22 protein-coding genes are annotated in these 25461 nt (G+C 45.5%); 10 read left to right on the forward strand and 12 right to left on the reverse strand.

Features of this window, described 5'->3' with window-relative positions:
* Positions 1-58 precede the first annotated feature (58 nt).
* Positions 59-574, forward strand: coding sequence for a M48 family metallopeptidase (locus R7044_RS05145; RefSeq protein ID WP_005377870.1), 516 nt, complete (start codon positions 59-61; stop codon positions 572-574).
* On the forward strand, positions 561-1688 hold the full coding sequence (rlmF, locus tag R7044_RS05150; protein ID WP_115385898.1) for a 23S rRNA (adenine(1618)-N(6))-methyltransferase RlmF: 1128 nt from the start codon (positions 561-563) through the stop codon (positions 1686-1688). Before R7044_RS05145 ends, rlmF begins: the two co-directional genes overlap by 14 nt.
* Before the next feature lie 71 nt (positions 1689-1759).
* Here rlmF and R7044_RS05155 read toward each other — a convergent pair whose 3' ends face one another.
* The 6 genes from R7044_RS05155 to R7044_RS05180 all read right to left on the reverse strand — a co-directional run bounded on the left by R7044_RS05155 (position 1760) and on the right by R7044_RS05180 (position 8288).
* Positions 1760-2080, reverse strand: a complete 321-nt coding sequence (locus R7044_RS05155) for a hypothetical protein (protein ID WP_137281910.1) — start codon at positions 2078-2080, stop codon at positions 1760-1762.
* A 70-nt stretch (positions 2081-2150) separates the two neighbouring features.
* Positions 2151-3746, reverse strand: coding sequence for a S41 family peptidase (locus R7044_RS05160; protein ID WP_225455392.1), 1596 nt, complete (start codon positions 3744-3746; stop codon positions 2151-2153).
* Between the two features lie 364 nt (positions 3747-4110).
* Positions 4111-4875, reverse strand: coding sequence for a hypothetical protein (locus tag R7044_RS05165; protein ID WP_017633951.1), 765 nt, complete (start codon positions 4873-4875; stop codon positions 4111-4113).
* A gap of 30 nt (positions 4876-4905) precedes the next feature.
* The gene (locus R7044_RS05170) at positions 4906-5580 is read right to left on the reverse strand and encodes a GntR family transcriptional regulator (protein WP_005377862.1); all 675 of its coding nucleotides are present in this window, start codon (positions 5578-5580) and stop codon (positions 4906-4908) included.
* 152 nt (positions 5581-5732) lie between these two features.
* Positions 5733-7265 (reverse strand): aldehyde dehydrogenase (NADP(+)), encoded by a 1533-nt coding sequence (locus tag R7044_RS05175; RefSeq protein WP_225455422.1) that lies wholly within the window; start codon positions 7263-7265, stop codon positions 5733-5735.
* Between the two features lie 21 nt (positions 7266-7286).
* A complete protein-coding gene (locus tag R7044_RS05180; RefSeq protein ID WP_005389764.1) occupies positions 7287-8288 on the reverse strand; it encodes a 4-hydroxyproline epimerase in 1002 nt (333 codons plus the stop codon).
* 109 nt (positions 8289-8397) lie between these two features.
* On the opposite strand from R7044_RS05180, the gene R7044_RS05185 reads away from it, so the two are divergent.
* The 7 genes from R7044_RS05185 (at position 8398) to R7044_RS05215 (ending at position 16208) form a co-directional block, all read left to right on the forward strand.
* Positions 8398-9654, forward strand: coding sequence for an NAD(P)/FAD-dependent oxidoreductase (locus tag R7044_RS05185; protein ID WP_225455393.1), 1257 nt, complete (start codon positions 8398-8400; stop codon positions 9652-9654).
* Between the two features lie 124 nt (positions 9655-9778).
* Positions 9779-10852, forward strand: coding sequence for a polyamine ABC transporter substrate-binding protein (locus tag R7044_RS05190; protein WP_005393504.1), 1074 nt, complete (start codon positions 9779-9781; stop codon positions 10850-10852).
* An 87-nt stretch (positions 10853-10939) separates the two neighbouring features.
* The gene (locus R7044_RS05195; protein ID WP_054730112.1) at positions 10940-11914 is read left to right on the forward strand and encodes an ornithine cyclodeaminase family protein; all 975 of its coding nucleotides are present in this window, start codon (positions 10940-10942) and stop codon (positions 11912-11914) included.
* A gap of 56 nt (positions 11915-11970) precedes the next feature.
* A complete protein-coding gene (locus R7044_RS05200) occupies positions 11971-12885 on the forward strand; it encodes a dihydrodipicolinate synthase family protein (protein ID WP_225455394.1) in 915 nt (304 codons plus the stop codon).
* 73 nt (positions 12886-12958) lie between these two features.
* On the forward strand, positions 12959-14080 hold the full coding sequence (locus tag R7044_RS05205; protein WP_054730116.1) for an ABC transporter ATP-binding protein: 1122 nt from the start codon (positions 12959-12961) through the stop codon (positions 14078-14080).
* A complete protein-coding gene (locus tag R7044_RS05210; protein WP_054730117.1) occupies positions 14077-15357 on the forward strand; it encodes an ABC transporter permease in 1281 nt (426 codons plus the stop codon). Before R7044_RS05205 ends, R7044_RS05210 begins: the two co-directional genes overlap by 4 nt.
* 2 nt (positions 15358-15359) lie before the next feature.
* Positions 15360-16208, forward strand: a complete 849-nt coding sequence (locus R7044_RS05215) for an ABC transporter permease (RefSeq protein ID WP_006741629.1) — start codon at positions 15360-15362, stop codon at positions 16206-16208.
* Positions 16209-16328: 120 nt separating this feature from the next.
* On the opposite strand, the gene R7044_RS05220 is transcribed toward R7044_RS05215, so the two are convergent.
* Positions 16329-16763, reverse strand: a complete 435-nt coding sequence (locus tag R7044_RS05220) for a hypothetical protein (RefSeq protein WP_042521922.1) — start codon at positions 16761-16763, stop codon at positions 16329-16331.
* 302 nt (positions 16764-17065) lie between these two features.
* On the opposite strand from R7044_RS05220, the gene R7044_RS05225 reads away from it, so the two are divergent.
* The gene (locus R7044_RS05225; RefSeq protein WP_086046693.1) at positions 17066-19510 is read left to right on the forward strand and encodes a collagenase; all 2445 of its coding nucleotides are present in this window, start codon (positions 17066-17068) and stop codon (positions 19508-19510) included.
* 161 nt (positions 19511-19671) lie between these two features.
* Here the strand turns inward: R7044_RS05225 and R7044_RS05230 are convergent, their stop codons facing one another.
* The 5 genes from R7044_RS05230 to oppB are packed head-to-tail and all read right to left on the reverse strand — an operon-like array spanning position 19672 to position 25326.
* A complete protein-coding gene (locus tag R7044_RS05230; protein ID WP_086046694.1) occupies positions 19672-21468 on the reverse strand; it encodes an aminopeptidase P family protein in 1797 nt (598 codons plus the stop codon).
* Positions 21468-22460: an ABC transporter ATP-binding protein gene (locus tag R7044_RS05235; protein ID WP_054730121.1), complete on the reverse strand. Its 993-nt coding sequence runs from the start codon at positions 22458-22460 to the stop codon at positions 21468-21470. The genes R7044_RS05230 and R7044_RS05235 overlap by 1 nt, the downstream gene beginning before the upstream one ends.
* Positions 22461-22469: 9 nt before the next feature.
* On the reverse strand, positions 22470-23453 hold the full coding sequence (locus tag R7044_RS05240) for an ABC transporter ATP-binding protein (RefSeq protein ID WP_031781271.1): 984 nt from the start codon (positions 23451-23453) through the stop codon (positions 22470-22472).
* A 10-nt stretch (positions 23454-23463) separates the two neighbouring features.
* A complete protein-coding gene (locus R7044_RS05245; protein WP_005377839.1) occupies positions 23464-24396 on the reverse strand; it encodes an ABC transporter permease subunit in 933 nt (310 codons plus the stop codon).
* A gap of 9 nt (positions 24397-24405) precedes the next feature.
* Positions 24406-25326 carry an oligopeptide ABC transporter permease OppB gene (gene oppB, locus R7044_RS05250; protein ID WP_005377838.1) on the reverse strand — a complete coding sequence of 307 codons (921 nt, stop codon included), beginning with the start codon at positions 25324-25326 and terminating at the stop codon, positions 24406-24408.
* Between the last annotated feature and the right edge of the window lie 135 nt (positions 25327-25461).

The raw sequence follows: 25461 nt of genomic DNA on the forward strand, positions 1-25461 counted from the left end.
TGTCCTTTATCTCAGGTATATTGAGCGCCTTTATTTTGTCATAACAGACGTTAATTCTATGCATCCGTCACTTCGATACATTCAAGGCTACCCACAAAACATCGTAGAGCAGGTGAGCTCGTTGATAGCGAGTGGCAAGTTTGTTCCTTGGTTCGAGAAGCGTTATCCCGACAGGCACCAAATCAAAAGCGAAAGGGCGCTCTATGAGTACGCCATGGCAATCAAAAACCGCTACATGAAGAAAGCCGCGCCAATCAGTAAAGTCGTCTACGATAAGAAAATTCACGCGGTAAACAACGCGCTTGGTTTGCACAGTGTAATCAGTAGAAACCATGGCGGTAAGCTGAAGTCGAAAAACGAGATTCGCATTGCCAATGTATTTAAGGATGCGCCCGAGCCACTATTAAGAATGCTGGTGGTACATGAGTTGGCGCATACTCGTGAGAAAAACCACGACAAGGCGTTCTATCAGCTATGTTGCTATATGGAGCCTGAGTATCACCAACTCGAATTTGATGCTCGTTTGTTTATGATTTACCTCGATTTAAAAGCGAATTTGAATGAAGAACAATAATCACAACGCGAAGCAAGCAAAGCCAAAGACTTCAAAGGCGGCTCAGAATAAAGACGCGAATAAAGCCAAGCCGAAGCGTGTTAAAGACAAAGTTGCGCGCAAATCCTCGCAGCCTGCAGGAAAGAGCGAAGTCGAGTTCATAAAAATAGCGAAGAATGGTTTGCATGAGCGTAATGTTCATCGAGGTCGTTACGATTTTAAAAAACTCGTGGAAAGTGAACCACAGTTAAAGCCATTCGTTATCAAAAATCCGAAAGGGGAAGACTCCATAAACTTCTCTGATCCTAACGCTGTTAAAATTCTCAATAAAGCATTGCTTGCTGCGTATTATGGTATCGAGTTCTGGGGCATTCCCGACACCTACCTTTGCCCACCGATTCCGGGCCGCGCTGATTACATTCACCGAGTGGCAGAACTTCTTGATGGTGAAGTAAAAGGTCAGTACGCGCACCAAAAAGTGAAAGCGTTGGACATTGGCGTGGGAGCAAACTGTATTTATCCGATTGTTGGTGTAACAAAATACGGTTGGCACTATACGGGCAGCGATGTCGATCCAAAATCCATCCAATCGGCTCAAACGATCGTAGAGCACAATCGTGTTTTGAAGGGAAAAATTGCACTGGTACAGCAATACAATGATGCCAATATTTATCGAGGTATCATTCAACCGAATGATCGTTATGATGTGACGACATGTAATCCGCCATTCCACCGTTCGGCGGAAGATGCCGCTATGGGCAGCCAGCGTAAAATCGATAATCTAAAAGCAAACCAGCGCAAGAAAGGGCTAAAACCTCAAACCGCACCAGTAAAGACAAGTAAGCCTGCGTTGAATTTTGGCGGTCAAAACGCTGAATTGTGGTGTGAAGGCGGAGAAGCGGCGTTTATCCGAAAAATGGCGAATGAAAGCCAAGCTTTTGCCGCACAGGTCTTGTGGTTTACAACACTTATATCCAAAAAAGACAACGTTCGCCCGATGCGCAAGCAGCTTGAAAAATTGGGTGTGAAAGCCATTCGTGTGGTTGAAATGAGTCAAGGGCAGAAAGTGAGCCGCTTTGTAGCTTGGTCATACATGGATAAGCAACAGCGCAAAGCATGGATTGAACTAAAGTAACGTTGACCGTTTCACACTGAACAATAAAGTAGGAAGCCCGCTGATATCAGCGGGCTTCTATTTTGGGAGATCTAAAACTTAATGATGGGCTCACAATCTAGTGAACTGAGAGAGACAAAAGTATCTGTTTTGGCATAGTACAAGCCACAGGTTTCACCTCTTATCTGCAACGTATATTGGTCTGGAAGATCCGTATAGCTGCCATCCAACAGTTGATTGTTGTTCCCTTTTACTCGTCCTTTTTCAATCAACAAATGCGGTGAGGATTCAAATACGTTATTTGCGACTCTAGGTGCTGGTGTCCCTTGGATTTCTGCGATCGCGTTTTGAATCTCTATGACTGTTTCCGGAGAGTTCTTTTTACTCAATGCTTCAACGGGTTCTTGTGACATAGCTTGGCATCCTATCAAAGAAATCGAAGTGCCTAAGAAAAGCGCAACCCGAATCAGCATTCGTAAAAAGTTAGTTGATCTCAACATGAATTGCCTCTGTTCGTAGCGGAGAGCGAAGATCGCTTAACTCCGGAGATGAAATGTTACGCGGCATGGCGTTGAAACTTGAAGGGGATACTGGCGGACAGGTTCCAGTTTCCATGTAGTTTAGTGCCGCAGAAAGCATACCTTCAGACGGATCGCCCAATGGTTTTGTTAGGTCGTCATTGACCCAGCAACCTTCCACTCTATTGTTTAAGCCTAGCTCGGTATTGATTTGGCTCTTTGGAGTAGGAATAAAACCATCAGCGAAGTCGCCAAATTTTTTCTCGTTCGCCGACTTGAACTGAATAGTGTAGTACATAGTGCCGCAGTTTTGTTCTGGTGAGAACCCATACGGTTTACCTGTGGTTGTTGAACCTATTTGGATAACCTCCACATCAATGCCGCGCAAAGCGTTGATTAACAGTTCACTTGAGGAAGCCGTGCCTCCTGAAGTCAGCACATATACGCGCTTTTTGTTCAGTGTCGGAAGCACTTGATCCGAATATTTCTGTGCTGCCCAGTCTATTGCTAGATTCGTAAAGCGATAGATGTTATCCCCATCTTTAATGGTACGCATCACTTTGTCATTATGAATCAACTCACTGAAGACTCGGTTCTGACCAGCACCGCTTAGCATGTAGCCTACTTGCGAGGACTGAAGGACTAAGCCACCGCCGTTGTAACGTAAATCAACGACGATCTCGTCAACATTCTCTGCTGAGAGCATACTGAACGCCTCAATAAGCGGGGCTTGAGCGCTTGGTTCAAAGGAGTTGTATTGCAGATAGCCGATCCGCATACCATTGTGTGTAATCACTTTGGCATTTTTAACTGGAGAGGTCATGACATCAGAGGCGGTAAGCGTCACGGTTTTCTCTAGACCGTCAACACTCTCAAATGTGAAGGTGTAATCTTGATTGATGTCAGGGTTAAAGAGCGTTTTGTTAATAAAATCAATGTCGGACTGACTACCGGTGTTAACCACATCAATATTATTGATTTTCAGAAGCTTATCACCACGAGCAATGCCGCTTCTATCAGCTGGAGAGGCTTCTTCATTGTAGGAAATACGAACGTCTCGAGGTTGTACGCCACGTAAGAATGCCCAGTTAAAACCAAATCCAGCAACTAAACCGGATTGCGATGATTTCATATCATCTTCATAAGGGACGGTAAAATGGAAGCGATCTTTGGGTTTACCCGTCGCGGTAGTAGCAGAGGTGACCAGCGTATTGAAGTAATCAGTAACAGTTTTGTAGTTTGCTGGATTATTATCAGGAACCTCGTCATACCATAGATACGTTTCGTTAGTAAAAGCTCTTAAAAAGAGTTTTTCGTGTAATGCAGAGCCCAATTTATCTGGATAGGCGGCATAGTTGTCATATGGGTCTAGTCCGACGCGGGGCGTTTCACATTGGTTGATAAACGTTTTCGACGATTGGCTAAAATCATGAACTTTCCATGTTGGACCGTTTGCACTGCTAGTGGACGGAGTAGGTGATGAGCTATCACCGCCGCCACCGCCACAGCCTTGTAATAATGCGAGAGTGACTGCCGTTGCTAAAGAATACTTAAATTTCACTTTTCTATGTCCTTATAAATAATAGAATTATAATTATGTGTTTTGCTTTTGTTTTTATTAGCTAGGTGAATGTATTAATTTAATTTGTTCGTCTGCAAATTTATAGTTAAATAGTGTGAGGTAAATAACGTAAAAAAGTTGTCTTTTATACTTAAGCTAAATTAGTCATTACTTAAGTTTTCTGTCTATTTCAAAAGAGCTAACAAGACAATTAATAAGTGTGAAATTAAGACAAGTTCTTAGTTGACTAAGCGACGCTTGCTAAATAAAAATCAGAATTAGATTCAGGAAACGCTTTGAATCAATAGTTTGGTAGGGATATATGATGTTATCTGGGGTTTGTTTGATTTATTTGTCTGATGCTTTAACTTAATTTAGTGAGTTGAGCGACGTGCTTTAATAGGCTTCCGTCAATGTTAGGTAAATCATCAGCGAAAAATATCTGAGCACCGGGAGTGCAGCGCATTAATATATTTATTAGTTCACCTTCATTGTTGGAAGTGTTAACTGCGTTAAGTTTCGCTAATTTATTACAAAGCTCGTCCTCTATTTGCACTTTCTGCTCTTCGGTGAGCCTAATGCGACCTATACATACGCCTGGGTTGATATCATGAGAAAGCGAATCTTGTTGAAATCGCTCTTTGAATAAGGTGTCTAATGCCGTACCTTCTTCCATAATAAATCGACGACCAGAACGGTAAAACAAGCCGTCTCCGAAGTTTTCGACATATCCTAGAATTTCCGCGATACGCAAATAGAATCGTAAGCTTGTATCAGAAAGTCCGTAAGTTTGGGCTATCTCTTGCGGTTTAATATCACGAGAAGTCAGCATATAAATAAAATCAAGTAAGTAAGGATGCTCAACGAAAAGGGCGCTCTCTTCATCTGTTAGCATTTGCTCGTTTTGGTGCTGAAGCTCGTTGGCTAAGGTTGCGAGTTCGATGAGATCGGTATTCAGGTAGTTCAGATAAATAAGTACTTTATCCAAACCTAAAGCTGGATTATGTAGGTGGCGTTTAATACTAGATAAAGGGATGCCACTTTTCTCTGACAAGGAATTGTAGCAAAGCCCTTCTTCTTTAATCTTTTGTCGTAGCGCTGCAAGTAAAAACTTTGGTCCAACATTCATCCTTGAATATCACCTTATTCGTTATTCCGTTTACTGGCTGATATTTTGCCTTTCTAGCAGCAGGTTTCGAATCGCTGTGCCTGCTTCTAGAATGTGCTTTTTCAGTAGGTACTTGGCGCCTTCGATATCGCGATTTTGGCACATTTCAAACAAGCTTAAGTGCTCTTCTTCTGCCTTTTTAATGCCTGTAGTAAACAATAGCTGCATGCGTATGTATCGGTCACACTTTGTGTTCAGGTTGTAAATGACGTCCATAGTTTCAGGCATGTTGGCTGGCGCATATAGGGCTTTGTGGAACTCGTAGTTGTAGTTGCTCCATTCTTCTACTTCGTCGCCACTGTTCACTACTGACTCGAAACGTTCGCGAACTTCGCGCGCGCGTTCAAGGTCAGCGTCTGTCATATTTTGAATCGCGCGCTCTAAAATGTGGCATTCCACGACAGCGCGCAGTTCAAATAGCTCATTGATTTTCTCTGGAGATAGCTCAGTGACCGTCGCACCTTTGTGAGGTTCAAAGCTAACGAGTCCTTGTGCTTCCAATTGAACTAACGCTTCACGCACAGGAATTCGGCTAACATTAAACTCTTTTGCTAACGCATCTTGACGTAAAGGTTGACCAGTTTTTAACTCGCCCTTCAAGATCTGAGTTCGAATTGCTTCCTCAACGAGCTGAGTGCGCGTTTTAAAAACAGGTTTCTGTGACATTGAAGTCTCCCGTGAAATTAATATTGTATCCAATCCATTTTACTTTAGTAGTTTATTGTTTTTCTGGCACAAACCAACTAGGAAAGAAGGTTTTGAGAAGTAGAGTGAAATAAAAGGCATCAGTTGATGCCTTTTTGAGCCATTTGGTGGGCTTATTGGGACACACTGCCATCTATGGCGCGTTGGATACCCAGTGGGTTCGACGCTTTTAATGAATCCGGCAATAAAGATTCTGGCAAAGCTTGATAAGAGACCGGACGCAACCAACGATGAATAGCCTCCGCACCGACAGATGTTGAGGCAGAATTGGTTGAAGCCGGATATGGTCCACCATGAACCATAGCGTAACCAACCTCGACGCCAGTTGGCCAACCGTTGAATACAAGGCGTCCGGCGATTTCTTCCAAACTTGGAAGCAGTTGCTTGGCTTGTTCTTCGTCTTCAGCGGTAGCGTGAAGGGTTGCGGTGAGCGATCCAGTCAGTGAATCACTCAGTTTCAACATGTCATCGAAATCTTCACAGATTACGATTAACGATTGAGGACCAAATATTTCTTCCTCCCATTGCGGGTTTTCACGCCAGTTTTTACTGTCCGTCACGAACAGTGCTGGTGAGACATTGGTCGCTTCTGCTTGTTCAGAACGAGTGACGTTAATGCCTGTTTCGGAAGCTCGCTTATCCACTTCGGATTCATACGTTTCTCGGATTCCTTGCGTTAGCAAAGTGGCCGTTGATTGTTGTCGAATTAACCCTTGAGCGATTTCGATAAAGGCTTGCGTTTCTGGGCTATTCAAGACAAATACAACGCCTGGTTTTGTACAAAATTGTCCACAGCCCAAAGTCATAGAAGCCACAAATTCTTCAGCCAATGAGGCGTTTGCCCGTATGGCTGAAGGGAGAATAAATGTTGGATTAATCGCCCCTAGTTCGCCATAGAAGGGGATTGGCTCTGGTCTTTGCTGGGCTAGATTGAACAGCGCACGGCCACCACCGACTGAACCTGTAAACCCAACCCCTTTAATTTTTGGATGGGTAACGAGTGCTTGGCCAAGTGCACGTTTGTTACCTTGCAATAGCGTGAAGATGGCTTGCGGTAAGCACTCTTTCTCAAGTGCAGCCTCAATACACTCAGCAACAAGTTGACTGGTGCCAGGGTGGGCGGTATGGCTTTTTACAATCACAGGGCAGCCAGCAGCCAGTGCCGAAGCCGTATCGCCACCTGCAGTAGAAAATGCGAGCGGAAAATTAGACGCACCAAACACGGCGACAGGGCCAATTGCGATTTGTTGACGGCGAATATCTGGTTTTGGCAGTGGTTGACGGTTTGGGTTTGGCGTATCGAAAATTGCTTGATGGTGATTACCCGATCTCACAACCTCGGCAAATAGTCTTAATTGGTTCGCGGTACGTCCTATTTCGCCGCTTAAACGTGCTTCGGGAAGGGCAGTTTCTAAATGAGCACGAGCAACGATTTCTTCACTCTTCACTTCCAATTCAGAGGCGATAGAGCAAAGTAAGCTCGATCGCTTTGCATTACTTAGTTGGCGAAACTCACGCGCAACGTTTTGGGCGGCTGAGGCGGCTTGATTAACTTCTTGCTCTCCATGTACCGGAAACGCAATAGGTAGAGGCTCACCAGTAAAGGCGTTGACTGCGTAAAAAGTGGTTGGTTCTTGTGGGTTCATCATTCTTCCTTACTATCCTTATTACTTCACTTCAAATCCGTACGCATATGGATCTTCATCGTCTACCCATATTGTGTTGTGACCGTATACTTGTGCCCATCCTTCAATACTTGGCAAAATAGCGGCTTTGCCATTCACTTCGGTAATGCCTTCTATACGTCCTTGAAATAGGCTGCCGATGATACTTTCGTGAACAAAGTCTTCTCCTTGATTGAGTTTGCCTCTTGCATGCCATTGCGCCATGCGTGCACTAGTGCCCGTACCACATGGCGAGCGATCCAACGCTTTGTCGCCGTAAAACACAGCATTTCGAGCGGTGGCGTTTTCTTGAGTGGGCTCTCCGGTCCATAGCACGTGAGAAACACCGCACACTGTCGGATCTTCTGGATGTACGCACTCAACCGCTCGAGATACCGCTTCGCGAACTTTTGGAGAAAGCATCAAAATTTCATCTGGAGAGTAGTGTTCAAGTCCGGCGTAGTTTTCTTGAGGGTCGACGATTACGTAATAGTTTCCGCCATAAGCAACATCGACAGTGAGCTCACCTAAGCCCTCTATGTCCACGGTTACGTCTTGGTGGGCAAGGTAAGCCGGTACGTTAAATATCTTTACCGACGTGACCTTGTCACCTTTTGTTTGGTAGTGCACTTCGATTTGTCCTGCTGGGACATCAAGTATCAAACGACCTTCTTTTTTGGGAGTGATAAGGCGATTTTCGATAGCGGTGGTGACGGTTCCAATGGTGCCGTGGCCACACATTGGTAAGCAGCCACTGGTTTCAATAAACAGAATAGAAGCGTCTGCGTTATCACTGCAAGGAGGCAAGACAACGGACCCCGACATCATTGAGTGTCCGCGAGGCTCAAACATGAGTGCCTGACGAATCCAATCATAATGCTCAAGAAAGTATTGGCGCTTTTCGCTCATGGTATTGCCTTCGAGTGGAGGCACACCGCCTGCGACCAGCCTAACTGGGTTGCCGCAGGTGTGGGCATCAATACAGAAAAAAGTTCCTTGTCTCATTTTTCGCTCCTTGCTGAAAAAATGGTTGAATTAAACAATAGTGATGTTAACGTAATGTAAAATATATTGTATACAATCTACGTTTTCAAGTGTGACTCGGAGCATATTTATGTTAGTCAAGGATGAAACCAAAAAGGAAAGGATCGCCGTGATAGGTGCGGGCATTATCGGCTTATCAATTGGATTGAAGTTGCAGCAGCAAGGTTATCAAGTCACGATTTTTGATCCCAATGGCGTGGGGAATGGATGCTCTAAGGGAAATGCAGGCCATATCGCGACTGAGCAAATCTTCCCTCTTGCAACGCCAGCGCTGCTTCCACAATTACCTAAAATGCTGCTAGATCCCAAAAGTCCGGTTTCGATCCGTTGGCAAGATATTCCAAACACAATCGGGTGGATGATTCGTTTTCTATTACAAACCAAGCCATCAGCCGCGGAGCGGGCAAAAAACGCGATTAAGAGTCTTAACGAGCGGTCAGTGGCAAGTTGGCGTGGCGTGCTTGATTCAATCGGAAAAGCGCATCTAATAAAAATGAATGGTTCATTGCTCACTTTTGAAAACGAGAAACTGTTTCAGAATTATCAAAGTACGCTTAACTCACTGGCTAAAAACGGTGTGACGCATCAAGTTTGGACACAAGAGGCGATTCGAGAGCGGATACCTGATCTCAGCCATAAGGTTCGTATCGGAGTCTTTTTTCCCGAAACCGGTCATACGCTAGACCCTTATCAGCTCTGTGTTGAGCTAAGTGAAGCCTTTGAAGAGCTTGGCGGTAAGGTTTTACAAAAAGGTGTATCTGCGTTGGCGAAAAATGGCGATGTGCTGGTTGAGTCTCAAACACATTCATGTGACCGAATCATTGTTGCCGCTGGTGTACATTCTAAGCCTTTGATTCGGCAACTAACCGGAGTCAAAGTGCCTATTCAAGCCGAGCGTGGTTATCACCTAATGGTGGATGACAAGCGTGATGTACTGCCATTTCCTATTAGCTCTGCCGATAGAAAATTCATCATGACTCCGATGTCTGGTGGGCTACGCTTGGCAGGCACTGTTGAGTATGCCGATGTAGAATCAACACCCAATATGAAACGTTCAGAAATGCTTTTTCAGTTAGGTGATGAGATGTTTGAATCGGGGTTAAATCCACTCAAGCAAGGAGAAAAGTGGATGGGGAATCGGCCTTCAACAGTCGACTCGTTACCGGTTATTGATAGCATTTGGGATGGAAATGTATTACTGGCATTTGGCCACCAACACCTTGGATTAACTCAAGCGGCGATTACGGCAGATCTCCTTTTAGAGCTTATCGAAGGAAAGCCGACATCGATTGATCTTTCACCTTTTTCATTACAACGATTTGCCTGAAAAATTTAATATTAAATATTGTATAAAATATATTAAATGCTAATGTTAACGTAATTTTAACAAAAACTGGTATCCAACAGCCGTACTCGGATGCCTCCAGAAAAACAACCAAAAGGAGTAATACATGTCACGAATGACCAAAGCACCATTGGCGCTGTTGATTTCAGGAATGCTGTTGGGGACCTCTGCTTATGCTGAAGACAAATTGACGGTCGTATCTTGGGGTGGTGCATTCACCAAGAGCCAAGTGGAGGCATATCATAAGCCTTTCATTAAAAAAACAGGTGTTGAGATCGTATCCGAGGATTTCAGTGGCGGATTAGCCGAAATTAAAGCGCAGGTGGAAGCGAACAACGTGCGCTGGGATTTGGTTTCTCTCGACAAGCCGGACATTGTTCGTGGTTGTGCAGAAGGGCTATTAGAACCAGTGAGCCCAAGTATTTTGCCTCCGGGCGCAGATGGAACACCAGCACAAGAGGATTTCATTGATGGTGCGATTCACGAGTGCGCAATCAATACCATCGTGGTGTCCACAGTATTAGCGGTGAACGAAGACGCGTTTAAAGGTAAGGTTTTGCCTAGCAAGTTGACCGATCTTTTTGACCTAAAAACTTTTCCAGGTCGACGTGCATTGCAAAAACAACCTCAGGGTAATCTTGAGTGGGCACTATTGGCTGATGGTGTAAAACCAGAAGAGGTCTACAGCCTGCTCGAAACCGAAGCCGGGCGTGAGCGTGCTTTTGCTAAGTTGGATACGATCAAATCAGAAGTGCTGTGGTGGACAACAGGTGCCCAGCCACCTCAAATGCTTGCAGACAAAGAAGTGGTGATCGCCTCGGCGTTTAACGGCCGAATCCACAATGCCCGTAAGGATGAAGGTCAACCATTTCGGATTATATGGGACCGTCAAATGGGTTACATGAATGGATGGGCGATACCTAAAGGGAGTGAGAACACAAAGCTTGCATTGGACTTCATTGCTTTTTCTTCAGGAACAAAACCATTAGCTGATCAAGCTAAGTACGTTGCCTATGGGCCTACGCGTAAGTCGTCTTCGGCGGAGGTGAACCCAGACATTTTAGCGAACCTTCCTACCGCACCTCAAAACTTCCAAACCGCCTTCCTGATTAACGATGAATGGTGGTCAGACTACGCAGATGAACTCAATGAAGAGTTCAACACCTGGCTGCTTAACTAGGCGTTAATTTTTGTATGGGGCCGAGTTTTCATCCATAAGCGAGGTTCCGTACTTTTCCTCAACTGTATTTATGTTTTCGGAGAAATAATGAAAGTCATCGAAGCACAGCAAGTCGCGCAATGTTTAACAATGAAGTCTCTTATTGAAACGATGCGTGAAATGTACTCGCGGCCAGCAACAATACCTCAACGCCGAGTCATGCCCTTAGAAGAGGGAGAATACGAGGCGTTTGCGCTACTTCCAGCTTGGAACCAGGAGTTGATTGCGGTGAAAGCCTTTACGTATTTCCCGCATAATCCCGAGCAAGGCAAAGATACGCTTGCATCTAAGCTGCTTGTTTTCAGACGAAACGATGGTGAGCCGCTCGCACTCGTGGACGGTAAAGTTTTAACGTTTTGGCGCACCGCCGCAGCTTCTGCGTTGGCAGCGGACTATTTGGCGCGTCCCGATGCTGATCGTCTGTTGATCTTCGGAACGGGCAATCTTGCGCCTTATTTTGCGTGGGCATACGCTGCGGTTCGCCCACTTAAGCAGGTTTATATTTGGGGGCGTAACTCAGACAAAGCCGAGGCGACGGTAGATGCCATTGTGTCATCTTCAGAGTATCAGTCGCTTCCTGATGAGCGTCGGTTCCGTGTTTCAGTCGTAGAAAATGTGGACCACGTTATCAAACACGTTGACATCATCAGCTGTATTACCGCATCAGCAGAGCCTTTGTTTAATGGCGCAGACGTGCAGCCGGGCACCCATATTGATTTGGTCGGTAATCATGACTTGGATAAGCGTGAATGCGACTCCGAAGCAGTGCAACGAGCACAGGTGTATGTTGATAGCCGTATTAATGTATTAGCCGAAGCGGGCGATCTTCTCATTCCAATTCAAGAGGGCGTGTTCACGTCAGACGATATCAAAGGGGAATTACCGCAGCTTTGCGCCCAACAAATCTCAGGACGTCAAAACGATGAGGTCATTACTTTATACAAATCAGTTGGCAGTGCTTTGGCTGATTTGGCCGCTGTAAAGGCGGTGTTGTTAGAGAATGGCATAGATAGCCATGCCTGAGCATTTTTGCTCGTTCATTTAAATTGCATACAATATACATATAAGGAAAGTAGTTCATGAAAATTGATTGGAAAGGTGTTTATCCGGCGGTCAGTACGCAATTTCGTCAAGATCAGTCAATCGACTTAGACGCAACGCAAACTGTTATAGATAACCAAATTAAAGATGGTGTGAATGGCATTATCTGCTTGGGCACTGTCGGTGAGAACTGTGCGTTGTACCCGGAGGAGAAACGCCAGGTCTTGCAAGCGGCAAAAGAAGTCGTAAATGGCCGTGTGCCTTTGATTGCTGGTACAGCAGAGTCTATTACCACAGCAGCTGTTGATTACATGCAGGATGCGTACAAAATTGGTATCGATGGTTGTATGGTGATGCCTGCCATGGTTTACCGCACGTCTGAGAGCGAAACGTTCGAATATTACCGCACGCTAGCAAAAGCAACGCCAGAAATGCCAATCATGATTTATAACAACCCGGTTGCTTATGGTGTCGATGTAAACCTCGATATCATGGTGAAACTGGCTGAGTTTGAAAGCATTGTAGCTATTAAAGAGTCGACCACTGATACTCGTCGTATCACCGAGCTTTACAATAAATTTGATGACCGCTTTACCGTGTTCAGTGGTGTTGATGACATCGCTCTTGAATCATTGATGCTAGGTGCGACCGGCTGGATTTCTGGTTTAACCAACGCATTCCCAGAAGAGTCCGTTGCGATTTATAAACTGGCAAGCCAAGGTCGTTATGCTGAAGCGTTAGAGATCTACCGTTGGTTCTTACCCCTACTGCGTTTAGACACCATTCCTACGCTGGTTCAGTGCATAAAATTGACCGAGCAAGTCTGCGGACGTGGCTCTGAACAAGTTCGTGCGCCACGCCAACTCTTACAAGGTGAAGAGCGTCAACAAGTCATTCAAATGGTTGAACATGCGTTAGAAACCCGCTTAGACCTATCCAAATACAATCTGTAATTGTGCTGTTTAGTAGAGCGTTAACTGACGCTCTACTCATTCGTAATATTCAAAAAATGAGAAGAGGGAAGTCATGAGCACGGAAAACAAGGACTATGTCAGCTTTCAACACGTTAAGAAAACCTACGATGGCACGAATTTGGTGGTGAAAGACTTCAACTTAGATATTGCTCCTGGAGAGTTTGTTACTATGTTGGGGCCGTCAGGATCGGGCAAGACCACTTGCTTGATGATGCTAGCAGGTTTTGAAACTGCGACCGGTGGAGACATTTATATTGATGGCGTTCCTGTCAATCATCTCGCGCCGCACAAGCGCGATATTGGTATGGTGTTTCAAAACTATGCGTTGTTTCCACATATGACCATTGCTGAGAATCTTGCGTTTCCTTTAAAGGTGCGAAAACTCGACAGTGACACGATTCAAAGCAAAGTTCAGAGTGTATTAGAAATGGTCGAGCTTGAGCATGTTGCGACTCGATACCCAAAGCAGTTATCAGGTGGTCAACAACAGCGTGTCGCGTTAGCGCGAGCATTAGTGTTTGAGCCTAAACTAGTTTTGATGGATGAACCACTAGGCGCGTTAGATAAGCAGCTGCGTGAGCAAATGCAGATGGAAATTAAACATTTGCATGAAAAGCTTGGTATCACCATTTTGTATGTGACGCACGATCAAGACGAAGCTCTCACTATGTCCGACCGTATTGCGGTTTTTAATCACGGCGAAGTGCAACAACTCGCGACACCAACCGAGCTTTATGAATCTCCGAGTAATACGTTTGTTGCACAATTTATCGGAGAAAACAACCAACTCTCAGGTTTAGTCAAAGAGTGGAACGGAAAGTATTGCCAAGTGCTCGTTGGGAAAGAGTCATTTACTGCGAAACCTGTCAGAGTCTCTGAGCAAGGGCAGAGAACAACACTTTCCATTCGACCAGAAAAGATTGTTATTCAACCAGAGAAAGCGTCTTGCGAGAACCAAGTCTCAGGCGTCCTACGAGAATTGATTTATCACGGTGATCATTATCGTCTGGTCGTCGAAGTAGAGAGCGTTGGTCACTTCATCGTTAAAGTACCTAACGATAATCGTAAACACTTGCAGTTAACGCCTGGCGCAATTTGTCGTATTGGTTGGCAAAGTGACGATTGCCATGCTCTTGATGGGACACAAACTCAAAGTAGCGAGGTAGCAGCATGAGTCGAGAGCTAACCGCATTAGATTCTGTATTGGAGATCGAACGCCAAGTTCATGAGCAAGAAACCAATCTGAAAGCGCAGTTGCAAAAGGCGGAGCGCCGAAAAAAGCTTCGCTCCATTATGCTCACAACGCCATTGGTGTGTTTTATTCTGCTTACGTTTGCTTTTCCTATCCTCGACATGCTTTATCGAAGCGTGGATAACCGAGAAATATCCCTTTCACTACCACAAACTATTCAAGCCTTAGAAAGTTGGGATTATCAAGGTCAGCCTCATCAAGAAGTCATTGAGGCATTCTCTGTTGAAGTACTTGCGCTTTATCAAAGCAAAGAGCTACCGAAAATAGCCAACCGGATGAATATTGAAGAGTCTGGTATGCGCAGTTTACTCATGAAAACCGGCAGAAAGTTGTCTCGTTTGACGTCGCTGCCGATCTCGGTGACACAGCTAGCTAAGCTGGATAAGCGTTGGGCTAATCCTAAATATTGGGCGGCGTTTAAGAATCTTAGTGGCGCATTAACATTCAGTCACTATCTTGCAGCGCTAGACTTGCAAGTGAATGAGTTTGGAGACATTGAGCCCCAACCAGAAAAACGCCAAATATACGTCGACCTTTTCTTTAAAACTTTTTGGATGTCTATTTCAATCACCTTAATTTGTTTGGTGATGGCGTACCCCGTTGCTTACCTGCTTGCCAATTTACCTGATAAGCGCGCGAACTTACTTTTAATTATTGTGCTGCTGCCATTTTGGACATCATTGTTAGTCAGAACCACGTCTTGGATTGTTCTGCTGCAAAACCAAGGGGTCATTAATGATCTCCTTATTTGGTCGGGTTTTACTTCTGAGCGAATTCAGATGATTCACAATACCTTCGGAACGGTGGTGTCTATGGTGCACATTCTGTTGCCTTTTATGATCCTGCCTCTGTATAGCGTAATGAAAGGAATTAGCCCAACTTATTTCCGTGCCGCTCGTTCTCTAGGCGCGACGCCTTTCATTGCGTTCATCAAAGTTTATATGCCGCTTACGTTACCGGGGATAGGTGCGGGGGCCTTGCTTACTTTCATTCTTTCTATTGGCTTCTACATTACGCCCGCTTTGGTTGGTGGAAGAAACGGACAGATGATCTCCAATATGATTGCCTATCATATGCAGACATCACTGAACTGGGGGATGGCTGGCGCATTGGGTGGACTGCTTTTGTTCGTTGTACTGGTTCTGTTTTATATGTTCAACCGTGTGGTTGGCATTAGCAACCTTAAGGTAGGGGGATAACCATGGCATTACCAAACTATGCATCAAAAGTAGAGCGAGTTGCTTACGCAGGTTACTTAGCTTTTTGTGGGGTGGTGCTGTTCTTTTTAATCGCTCCAATTCTGACCATCATCCCGTTATCGTTTAATGCAACGCCTTACTTTACTTTTACCGAGGGGATGTTAAACCTTGACTCGGCAGCGTATTCTACTCGCTGGTATCAAGAAATGTTTACTAGTGATCAGTGGCTGTTGGCGCTGAAAAACAGCACGTTTATTGCTTTTATGGCGACACTCGTTGCAACAGGGCTAGGAACTCTGGCGGCGTTGGGTTTAGCCAGTAGTAACTTGCCTTTTCGCAATACGATTATGGCGCTGTTGATCTCACCCATGATCGTACCAGTCATTATCTCTGCTGCTGCGATGTACTTTTTCTACACACGTCTTGGCTTATCACAAACTTATCTAGGCGTCATTTTGGCACACGCCGCGTTAGGTACGCCTTTTGTTGTCATTACCGTTACTGCGACCTTAAGCGGCTTTGATCATAGCCTGGTAAAAGCGGCGGCTAGCTTAGGCGCAAACCCTGTTTATACTTTCAGACACATTACCTTTCCGCTGATTCGTCCGGGGATGATTTCTGGCGGCTTGTTTGCCTTTGGCACATCGTTCGACGAGGTTGTGGTGGCGTTATTCCTGACTGGGGCAGAACAAAAAACCGTTCCGAGGCAGATGTGGTCAGGAATTCGAGAGCAAATTAGTCCGACCATATTGGCGGTCGCTACGTTGTTGATTTTTATGTCGGTGTGTTTGCTCGTGACATTAGAAGTTTTACGTAGACGTAATGTACGCATTCGAGGCATTCAAGAATAACCAAACTTTTGCTTTGTTGGTCACTTTGCACTTTTGTTTAGGGGCACCTCAATTTTTGATCAAATGCGCCTCATTGTAGGCGCTTGTCTTTTGTGTTTATCATCAGCGATGACTGACATGTCACTCCTGTAGATTAATGCCAGCCTGCTCGAAACGTGCCAAAGGCGACTTGTTTGATCGCTGATACCAACTAGCTGGCATGTTTGGTTTAAGTCGGGCTTTCTCTTCCTTGCTAATCACAACATAGTGCAAAAACGCATTAAGTGTGGTTACCATCACGTTAAACGTCATTTCCCCATCTTTGCTGATGGATTTCAATAACCCAACGACGGTTTCCTCAGAGACTAACGGTTCAACCACCGCCTTTTTTCGCTCTTTTATTGATGTTGAAGCGGGCAGTCTTGCACGTGCCGTCTCCCAGCAAACTTTGTTGGTTTTACTGACAAGGTTGTGCTTGTAGCAGTAGTAACTGAATAAAAAGCGTGGCAGGTTTTGCCAGCGTTCGGCTTGCACTTCTAACCAAAGGTGTTGTAGCTCAATATCAGCGTCGGTCATAGGAGTTGTTTAGCAAAAAGAAAAGAAACCATTTTATAGCTTTTGTGAGGAGCAATAAAAGATATTTGAATGGAAAGATAAACAACTAGTTGATCAATATTATTAAAGCAAATCGATTTCTGGCAAGCCCGTGCAACGGCAACTCGAGTACCAAAAACTGATACCGCCACATCTAGTTGTTAACAAAATGTTTCTTCTTGTCTTGCGAGTAGATTATATGGAGATGCTCTTGCAGTAATAAGGGCAGTGGCGATGCAAAAGACGTAATGCATCTAAGGAAAACTCAATATAGAAGAAATTAGATGGAACTGAAGACTTTGAGTGTCGCGATTGCGACAACATTAACCAGCACTGGCGTATTTGCGTTAAGCGAGCCAGTTTCTCTAGTTACAGAGCAACATGCACATTCGGCTCATACACACGGTGTTGAATCCAATCGAGTTGAATACCAACCAACCGCAACTCTCCCTATTCAGCCCTCCAAGGCAACTCGAGTACAGTCACTTGAAAGCCTTGATGAGTCGAGCACTGCTTGTGATTTGGAAGCATTGGTTACCGAAAGCAGTAACCAATTGATCGGCGAAATTTTAAGTCAGGGCGCGACGTGTGTGAACCAGCTATTCTCTGCTGAAAGTCGGATTCAAGAGTCGGTATTTAGCTCCGATCATATGTACAACATTGCGAAGCGTACTACGACATTGGCGAAGGGGTATACAGGTGGCGGGAGCGATGAACTAGAAACGTTGTTCTTATACTTACGCGCAGGTTATTACGCCGAGTTTTACAATGACAACATCTCATTTATTGAATGGGTCACCCCAGCGGTGAAAGAATCCGTGGATGCGTTTGTTAACAACGCAAATTTCTACGAGAACAGCGACCGTCACGGCAAAGTGCTTAGTGAAGTCATCATCACTATGGATAGTGCGGGCTTGCAGCACGCGTACTTACCGCAAGTGACCCAGTGGCTTACACGTTGGAATGATCAATACGCCCAGCACTGGTATATGCGCAATGCGGTTAATGGTGTTTTCACTATTTTGTTTGGTGGGCAGTGGAACGAGCAATTTGTGCAAGTAATTGGTAACCAAACAGACCTTGCCAAAGCTTTAGGCGATTTTGCTCTGAGGGCGTCATCAATCGGTGCTGAAGATGAGTTTATGGCCGCGAATGCGGGGCGAGAGCTCGGGCGTCTGACCAAGTATACGGGTAACGCGAGTTCTGTTGTGAAGAGTCAGCTGAGTCGAATCTTTGAACAGTATGAAATGTATGGTCGGGGTGACGCGGTTTGGCTTGCGGCGGCGGACACCGCCTCATATTACGCAGATTGTAGTGAGTTCGGAATTTGTAATTTCGAAACTGAGCTAAAAGGCTTGGTGCTATCGCAAACTTATACCTGTAGTCCGACAATTCGAATATTGTCCCAGAATATGACGCAAGAGCAACACGCGGCCGCATGTTCTAAAATGGGTTACGAAGAGGGTTACTTTCATCAGTCTTTAGAAACGGGTGAACAGCCAGTAAAAGATGACCACAACACTCAGCTCCAAGTCAATATCTTCGATTCAAGCACTGATTATGGTAAGTACGCAGGGCCAATTTTCGATATTAGTACTGACAATGGCGGTATGTACTTGGAGGGCGACCCTTCCCAGCCGGGGAATATTCCCAACTTTATTGCTTATGAAGCCTCTTATGCGAACGCGGATCACTTTGTCTGGAACCTAGAGCACGAATACGTGCATTACTTAGATGGTCGATTTGATCTCTATGGAGGGTTTAGTCATCCAACTGAAAAAATAGTGTGGTGGAGTGAAGGCATTGCAGAGTATGTCGCTCAAGAAAATGACAACCAAGCAGCACTTGAGACGATTTTAGACGGCTCGACATATACCTTAAGTGAGATTTTCGAGACTACTTATGATGGGTTTGATGTCGATCGAATTTATCGTTGGGGGTACTTAGCTGTACGTTTTATGTTTGAAAATCATAAAGATGACGTAAACCAAATGCTGGTGGAAACACGCCAAGGGAATTGGAGCAATTACAAGGCAACGATCACCCAATGGGCGAATTTATATCAAAGTGAGTTTGAGCAGTGGCAGCAAGCCCTTGTCTCAAATGGTGCACCTAATGCAGTCATAACCGCAAACAACAAGGGGAAAGTCGGTGAAAGCATTACATTTAGCAGTGAAAACAGTACAGACCCAAACGGGAAGATCGTCAGCGTCTTATGGGACTTCGGTGATGGCTCGACAAGTACACAAACCAAGCCGACGCACCAATATGGGAGTGAAGGGGAGTATTCGGTCAGTCTAAGTGTGACAGACAGTGAAGGCTTGACGGCAACCGCCACTCATAGTGTTGTTATCTCAACGTTGGGCGGTAATGACACATTGCCACAAGACTGCGCGGTGCAAAGTAAAGTAAGCGGTGGGCGCCTAACAGCAGGAGAGCCCGTTTGCTTGGCAAATCAACAAACCATTTGGCTAAGCGTGCTAGCGGTGAATGAGAGCTCAAATCTGGCGATAACGACGGGGAATGGTACGGGCAACCTAAAGCTTGAATACAGTAACTCTGGTTGGCCGGATGATACTAATCGTCACGGGTGGTCAGATAATATTGGTAATGGAGAGTGTATTACGTTGTCAAATCAGAGTAACTACTGGGGCTACGTTAAAGTCTCTGGTGACTTTGAGAATGCCGCCATCGTCGTTGATTTTGATGCTCAGAAGTGTCGTCAGTAGGGCATTTTAACTGCATCATTTTAATTTAATTGATCGCCTCGCTAACATTGCGGGGCGTTTTTGTTTTTCACGCCGTTATCTCTATAAAAAAAACCAGCCCGAAGGCTGGCAAACAAGGAGTTTGAGATGAAAATGAAAACGTTATAAAGCTTGCTGATATCCTATTTCTCAATAAGTTGGGTTGTGCGTTGAAGCCAGTTTTTATCTTGCGTATCAAGAAAAGGGCTAAGTGCTTGATAGACTCGTGAATGGTAATGATTGAGCCAGTCTAGCTCTGCTTGATCTAGCATTGATAAATCAAGGGCGTTGGTCGCAATTGGAGCAAGAGTGATGGTCTCAAAACCGTAGAACGTGCCGAACTCATTTTGTTCTACTTCTACAACTTTAAGAATGTTCTCTATTCTTACCCCGTACTCACCTTCGCGATAAACGCCTGGTTCATTGGTAATGACCATACCCGGTTTTAGTTCAACCTCGTGGTGGCTTTGCGAGAAATTTTGTGGCCCTTCGTGAACATTCAAGCAAATGCCCACGCCGTGTCCAGTGCCGCACTTGTAATCAATACCATGTTGCCATAAGACGCCACGCGCCATGATATCAAGATTGGCACCCGTAGAGCCTTTCATGAATCGAGTCTGAGTCAGTCGGATGACCGCTTTGAGCACCAAGGTATAATCTTTGCGCTGCTTAATGGTCGGTGACCCGAAGTGGAAAGTACGGGTGATGTCTGTTGTCCCGCCAAGGTATTGGCCACCAGAATCGACGAGAAAGAAGTTGCTTTCATTGACTGCCGCATTGCTTTCTTCATCGGCGGCATAATGCATTTTTGCCCCGTGAGCCGCGAAGCCTGCGATAGTGCGGAAACTGTCACTTACATAATGTCGGGTTTGACGGCGATAGTGATTCAGTTGTGCCTCAGCAGATAATTCTGTAACGAGTCCGCTTGGAACTTGCTCTTCTAGCCAGTTCATAAACCTTACGATTGCCACACCATCGTCTGTTAATGCCTGTTCTAGGCTAGTTAGCTCGGTCGCATTTTTTATGGCCTTCATTGCCGTTACAGGGCAAGCCATTGGCTTTAGATTCACATTCCGTTCAATCGAACTCACCAATAAGCTGGCTGTGTGGGTCGGGCTAAAAGCGAGCGATAATCCCTCACATTGCTGATTCAAATACTGACTTACGTAGTTGTAATGGCGAATGTGTACACTCTGCTCGGTCAGTGCTCTTTCAACGTCTTGAGGCAGTTTGGCCTTATCAATAAACAGTGTCGCAAGTGATTGCTCTACGATTAGATAGGCTTCAGAAACTGGGCAGTAATTCGTATCACCACCTCGAATATTCATTGTCCACATGACATCATCTAGCGTTGACACTAATAAGCTATCTACTTGGTTCTCGGTTAACCAAGAACGGATTCTCGCTAACTTATTTTCTGTGTCAACGCCAGCAAAAGCGGTGGGGTGCTCGAATACGGGTGCACTTGGGCGAGGTGGTCTTTCAAGCCAAATCGGTGTGAGTAAATCCAGGTCGACAATGATCTTAATGTTTTTCGTTTCAAAGGCTTGTTTGAGGCCTTGATAAAAAGCGTAACTGATGGCGCGCCCGTCAACCGCGACAATACTGTTTTCTGGGAGCGTGGTAGCCAGCCATTTGGCAATTGTCGGTGTTTCTAGTTGTTTGGCTTTAAACAGTTCAAGTCCTGTGCCGTGTAACTGTTCTTCAGCTTGAATATAGTAACGACCATCAGTCCACAGGCCACCACCTTGTTGGGTAATGACGACATCGCCTGCTGAGCCGGTAAAACCTGAAATCCAGCTTCGCGCTAACCAATGAACCGCTGAGTATTCACTGTTATGTGGGTCATTGTTGGTCACGATATATGCAGACACGTTGTGAAAGGACATTGCCTCACGCAATAACGTAAGGCGTTGGTTTACTGAGTTAGTATTGTTCATTAAATGGTTCCTAAAGTCATATTTGAGCAATAGATATGATGCTGCTCCGAGCCTGTTTTTATTGGGTTCTGTTGCCCGCATACTTCGGTGGCTTCTGGGCATCGAGTACGAAAAACGCAACCGCTCGGTGGATTAAGTGGAGAAGGAAGGTCGCCGGGCAATAGTTGTATTTCACGGTCACGTGCTAATTGCGGATTAGCTATCGGGACAGCAGATAACAGTGCTTTGGTGTAGGGGTGTTGTGCATCATCAAATACTTTATCGTAACGTCCTACTTCCATAGGTTTACCAAGATACATCACCATAACGCGGTCGCTGATATGGCGCACCACGCTTAAGTCATGCGCAATCATCACCAGTGTTAACCCCATTTCTTGTTTAAGATCATCTAGAAGATTGATGACCTGAGCTTGTATGGAGACGTCTAGCGCACTAACGGGTTCATCACACACGACCAAATCTGGATTGAGAATTAATGCTCTGGCAATGCCCACACGCTGGCATTGACCTCCGGAAAATTCATGTGGATAGCGGTTTCGCTGGCTCGCCAAGAGACCCACTTTATCCATCATAGCGATGACACGCTTTTCTACCTCTGCCCGTTTAAGCTTTGGCTCGTGGGTGAGCAGTGGTTCGGCGATGCATTCTGAGATGGTTAACCTCGGATTCAAACAAGCGGATGGGTCTTGAAACACCATCTGAAATTCTCTGCGTCGAGAGGAAAGCTCTTTTTTACTAAACCCGAGCATGTCTTGACCTTTCCAAGTCAACTCGCCATGTGTAGGTTCAATTAAGCGAAGTAAGGCGCGTGCAAGTGTTGATTTTCCGCAGCCTGATTCCCCCACAATGCCAAGTGTCTCACCTCGGTAAACATCTAAGTCGATACCATTGACCGCTTTCACGATTTTACGTCGACTTGTAATAAGATGACGTGAAACAGGAAAGTGGACGTTTAAATCACGAGCAGACATGAGGACTTCTTTTTTATTCATAACGCCTCCTTAAGCTTTTATTTGAATGGGAGTGATAACACTGGGTGCTTTAACGTGACAGGCAATGGACTGGCTCGTGTTTAATGGAGAAAACCGTGGGGTTTCGTATTGGCAACGCGTCTCTCGATGCTCGCACCGCTCTCTAAACGGACACCCTTGATGGTTAATCAACGCACTTGGTGGGTTACCTGGGATGGTTGGTAAACGCGGCATATCTTCAGTGATGGAAGGAATCGCCTTTAGCAGGCCTTGAGTGTAGGGGTGCGCAGGTTGAGCGAACAATGTCTCGGTATCTGATTGCTCCATTTTTTGACCACCATACATGACCAATACGCGATCACACATCTCGGCGACGACGCCCATATCGTGAGTGATCAGTAAAATAGCCGTATTGAACTCTTGTTGTAAGTCTCGTAATAGCGTCAAAATTTGAGCTTGAACGGTTACATCTAACGCGGTGGTTGGTTCGTCTGCAATTAACAACTCGGGCTTACACAACAAGGCCATCGCTATCATGATTCGCTGACGCATTCCGCCAGATAATTCGTGAGGGTATTGATTCATCCTAGTTTCGGGAGAGGGAATACGCACCGCATCCAACATGTGAATCGATTCAATTTTTGCTTGTTTTCGGGTCATTCCTTTATGAATCATGAGAACTTCACAAAGCTGTTTGCCAATTTTCATAAATGGGTTGAGTGACGTCATCGGATCTTGAAAGATCATTCCGATTTTCTCTGCACGGATGCGGTTGAGCTGCTTTTTAGACATCGCGAGTAAATCATCACCGTGGAACATTGCGCTTCCAGACACGGCGCCGTTATCCGCGGTTAACCCCATTAATGCGAAAACAGACTGGCTTTTTCCCGAACCTGATTCCCCAACAATCCCAAGAGTTTCGCCCGCTTTAATCGAGTAGGAGAGATTACTGACCGCTTGCACTTGCCCATCTGGCGTATCGAAGCGCACGTTCATGTTTTCAATAGATAGCATGGGTTTGTCCTTATCGGTCTTTCGGGTCAAGAGCATCACGCAAGCCATCGCCGATGAAGTTAAAACAAAAGAGGGTGGCAACTAAAAACAGAGAGGGAAAAAGCAGCATCCACAATGCAACGTCAATTGTTTTTGCGCCTTCGGAAATCAGGATCCCCCAGCTCGTGTCTGGTGGTTGAACACCAAGCCCTAAGAAGCTTAAAAACGATTCGAACATAATGAATCCTGGTACCATTAAGGAGGAATAAACCATCACGATCCCAAGAACATTAGGCAGAACATGGCGTCGGACAATTGTCAATTTAGAAACCCCAATAGAGTGTGCGGCTTCGATGAACTCTCGCTTTTTTAGACCGAAGGTGACACCACGTACAACACGGGCAATGCCCAGCCAAGATACCATTCCGATCACGATAAAAATCAGGTAGATGTTGTTGCCAAAAAGGGTAACAAACAGGATAACCATAAACATAAATGGCACCGAATCGAGCACCTCAATAATGCGCATCATTACGCTATCGACAACGCCGCCAAGATAGCCGGAAATACTTCCCCAAATCGTACCAATAACAACGGCGACTAAGGCGCCGACAAAACCCACCAAAATAGAGAGCCTGCCGCCTTGCATCGTGCGAGCAAAGACATCTTGCCCGAGATCATCGGTACCAAAGTAATGGCCACTGCTCAGTGAAGGTTTCCCTAGCTCGTATGGATCGATGAGCACTTCCCAGTCAATTTCATCATGGCCAAAAGCGGCAAGAGAGGGGCCGAAGGTGATGCATAAGGTAATGAACGCCAAAACATACACTGATGTCATCGCGGCTCTGTTTTTACGAAATCGAGTCCATGCATCCTGCCAAAGACTGCGACCTTCGACGGCTTCAATATTGTCGACGACTTGATCTTGAAGAGCTTGTGTATCCAGTTTTTTTATCGTTAACATGCCGGACTCCTAAACGCGTATACGAGGGTCGATAATCGTATATAGCAAGTCGACCACAAGGTTAAAGAAGATAGTGAGTGAAGCGACAATCAGAGTAATGCCCATTACTAGGCCGTAGTCGCGGTTGAGAGCCCCAGACACAAAGTGTTGTCCCATGCCACCTGTACCAAAGAAAATGTCGATAATTACCGAGCCTGTCACGACAGACACAAACGCAGGGCCGAGCATCGCAACGACGGGAATCAGGGATGGTCGCAAAGCGTGATGGAATAAAATGTAGGTTGTGGACAAACCTTTGGCTTTTGCCGTTCGAATGTATGGTTGGTTGAGCGTTTCAATCATTGCGCCACGCATGACGCGTGCAATACTCGCAATGGAGCCAATCGCTAGGCTGAGCACGGGAAGAACAAGAAAAGCCAGCTTTCCTCCTTCCCAACCACCAGCAGGGAACCAGCCGAGCTGAATAGCGAAGATCATGACTAAAACTGGAGCAAGCACGAAAGCCGGAACCACAACTCCAGTCATCGAAAGTGTCATCAGGCCGTAATCTAGGCGGCTATTTCGGTTCAATGCCGCAATGGTGCCAAGCAACATGCCAAGTGGAACGGAAATACAAAAGGAGAGCACGCCTAATACTGCTGAAACTGGCCATGATTGTGCGACGAGCTGTGTAACACTGAAGTCTTGATAAACGAAGCTCGGACCGAGATCTCCTTGTATGAAATTACCAATGTAAATCCAAAACTGAGTAAGGAAGGGCTGGTCCAAATGGAATTTTGCTTCGATATTCGCACGTACCACCTCTGGCATAGGCCGTTCCATATCAAATGGCCCCCCTGGTGCAATGTGCATCAGCCAAAATGATACGAGTGCGATGAATAGAAGCGTGGGGATAGCGATAGCTAATCGCTTAACAATGTACCAAATCATGATCCATCATCCTTTGGTCATCCGAAATCACTTCGAAGGGTTATGAATAAAAAAATGGTCTGAGCTCAGGTTGCCTTCTCCACCGAGAGATATGAGGAACGGCAAGTAAACATTGAACTTGCCGACTCAGACCGA

The sequence above is a fragment of the Vibrio sp. 1402 genome, assembly GCF_033340275.1.

What these genes read in the sequence shown, in the direction of transcription:
- R7044_RS05235 (WP_054730121.1), bottom strand. Translation starts at nt 22,460, where the DNA reads ATGAATAAAAAAGAAGTCCTCATGTCTGCTCGTGATTTAAACGTCCAC.
- R7044_RS05200 (WP_225455394.1), top strand. Translation starts at nt 11,971, where the DNA reads ATGAAAATTGATTGGAAAGGTGTTTATCCGGCGGTCAGTACGCAATTT.
- R7044_RS05165 (WP_017633951.1), bottom strand. Translation starts at nt 4,875, where the DNA reads ATGAATGTTGGACCAAAGTTTTTACTTGCAGCGCTACGACAAAAGATT.
- R7044_RS05215 (WP_006741629.1), top strand. Translation starts at nt 15,360, where the DNA reads ATGGCATTACCAAACTATGCATCAAAAGTAGAGCGAGTTGCTTACGCA.
- R7044_RS05210 (WP_054730117.1), top strand. Translation starts at nt 14,077, where the DNA reads ATGAGTCGAGAGCTAACCGCATTAGATTCTGTATTGGAGATCGAACGC.
- R7044_RS05205 (WP_054730116.1), top strand. Translation starts at nt 12,959, where the DNA reads ATGAGCACGGAAAACAAGGACTATGTCAGCTTTCAACACGTTAAGAAA.
- R7044_RS05245 (WP_005377839.1), bottom strand. Translation starts at nt 24,396, where the DNA reads ATGTTAACGATAAAAAAACTGGATACACAAGCTCTTCAAGATCAAGTC.
- R7044_RS05175 (WP_225455422.1), bottom strand. Translation starts at nt 7,265, where the DNA reads ATGAACCCACAAGAACCAACCACTTTTTACGCAGTCAACGCCTTTACT.
- R7044_RS05170 (WP_005377862.1), bottom strand. Translation starts at nt 5,580, where the DNA reads ATGTCACAGAAACCTGTTTTTAAAACGCGCACTCAGCTCGTTGAGGAA.
- rlmF (WP_115385898.1), top strand. Translation starts at nt 561, where the DNA reads ATGAAGAACAATAATCACAACGCGAAGCAAGCAAAGCCAAAGACTTCA.
- R7044_RS05220 (WP_042521922.1), bottom strand. Translation starts at nt 16,763, where the DNA reads ATGACCGACGCTGATATTGAGCTACAACACCTTTGGTTAGAAGTGCAA.
- oppB (WP_005377838.1), bottom strand. Translation starts at nt 25,326, where the DNA reads ATGATTTGGTACATTGTTAAGCGATTAGCTATCGCTATCCCCACGCTT.
- R7044_RS05190 (WP_005393504.1), top strand. Translation starts at nt 9,779, where the DNA reads ATGTCACGAATGACCAAAGCACCATTGGCGCTGTTGATTTCAGGAATG.
- R7044_RS05185 (WP_225455393.1), top strand. Translation starts at nt 8,398, where the DNA reads ATGTTAGTCAAGGATGAAACCAAAAAGGAAAGGATCGCCGTGATAGGT.
- R7044_RS05180 (WP_005389764.1), bottom strand. Translation starts at nt 8,288, where the DNA reads ATGAGACAAGGAACTTTTTTCTGTATTGATGCCCACACCTGCGGCAAC.
- R7044_RS05155 (WP_137281910.1), bottom strand. Translation starts at nt 2,080, where the DNA reads ATGTCACAAGAACCCGTTGAAGCATTGAGTAAAAAGAACTCTCCGGAA.
- R7044_RS05240 (WP_031781271.1), bottom strand. Translation starts at nt 23,453, where the DNA reads ATGCTATCTATTGAAAACATGAACGTGCGCTTCGATACGCCAGATGGG.
- R7044_RS05230 (WP_086046694.1), bottom strand. Translation starts at nt 21,468, where the DNA reads ATGAACAATACTAACTCAGTAAACCAACGCCTTACGTTATTGCGTGAG.
- R7044_RS05225 (WP_086046693.1), top strand. Translation starts at nt 17,066, where the DNA reads ATGGAACTGAAGACTTTGAGTGTCGCGATTGCGACAACATTAACCAGC.
- R7044_RS05145 (WP_005377870.1), top strand. Translation starts at nt 59, where the DNA reads ATGCATCCGTCACTTCGATACATTCAAGGCTACCCACAAAACATCGTA.
- R7044_RS05195 (WP_054730112.1), top strand. Translation starts at nt 10,940, where the DNA reads ATGAAAGTCATCGAAGCACAGCAAGTCGCGCAATGTTTAACAATGAAG.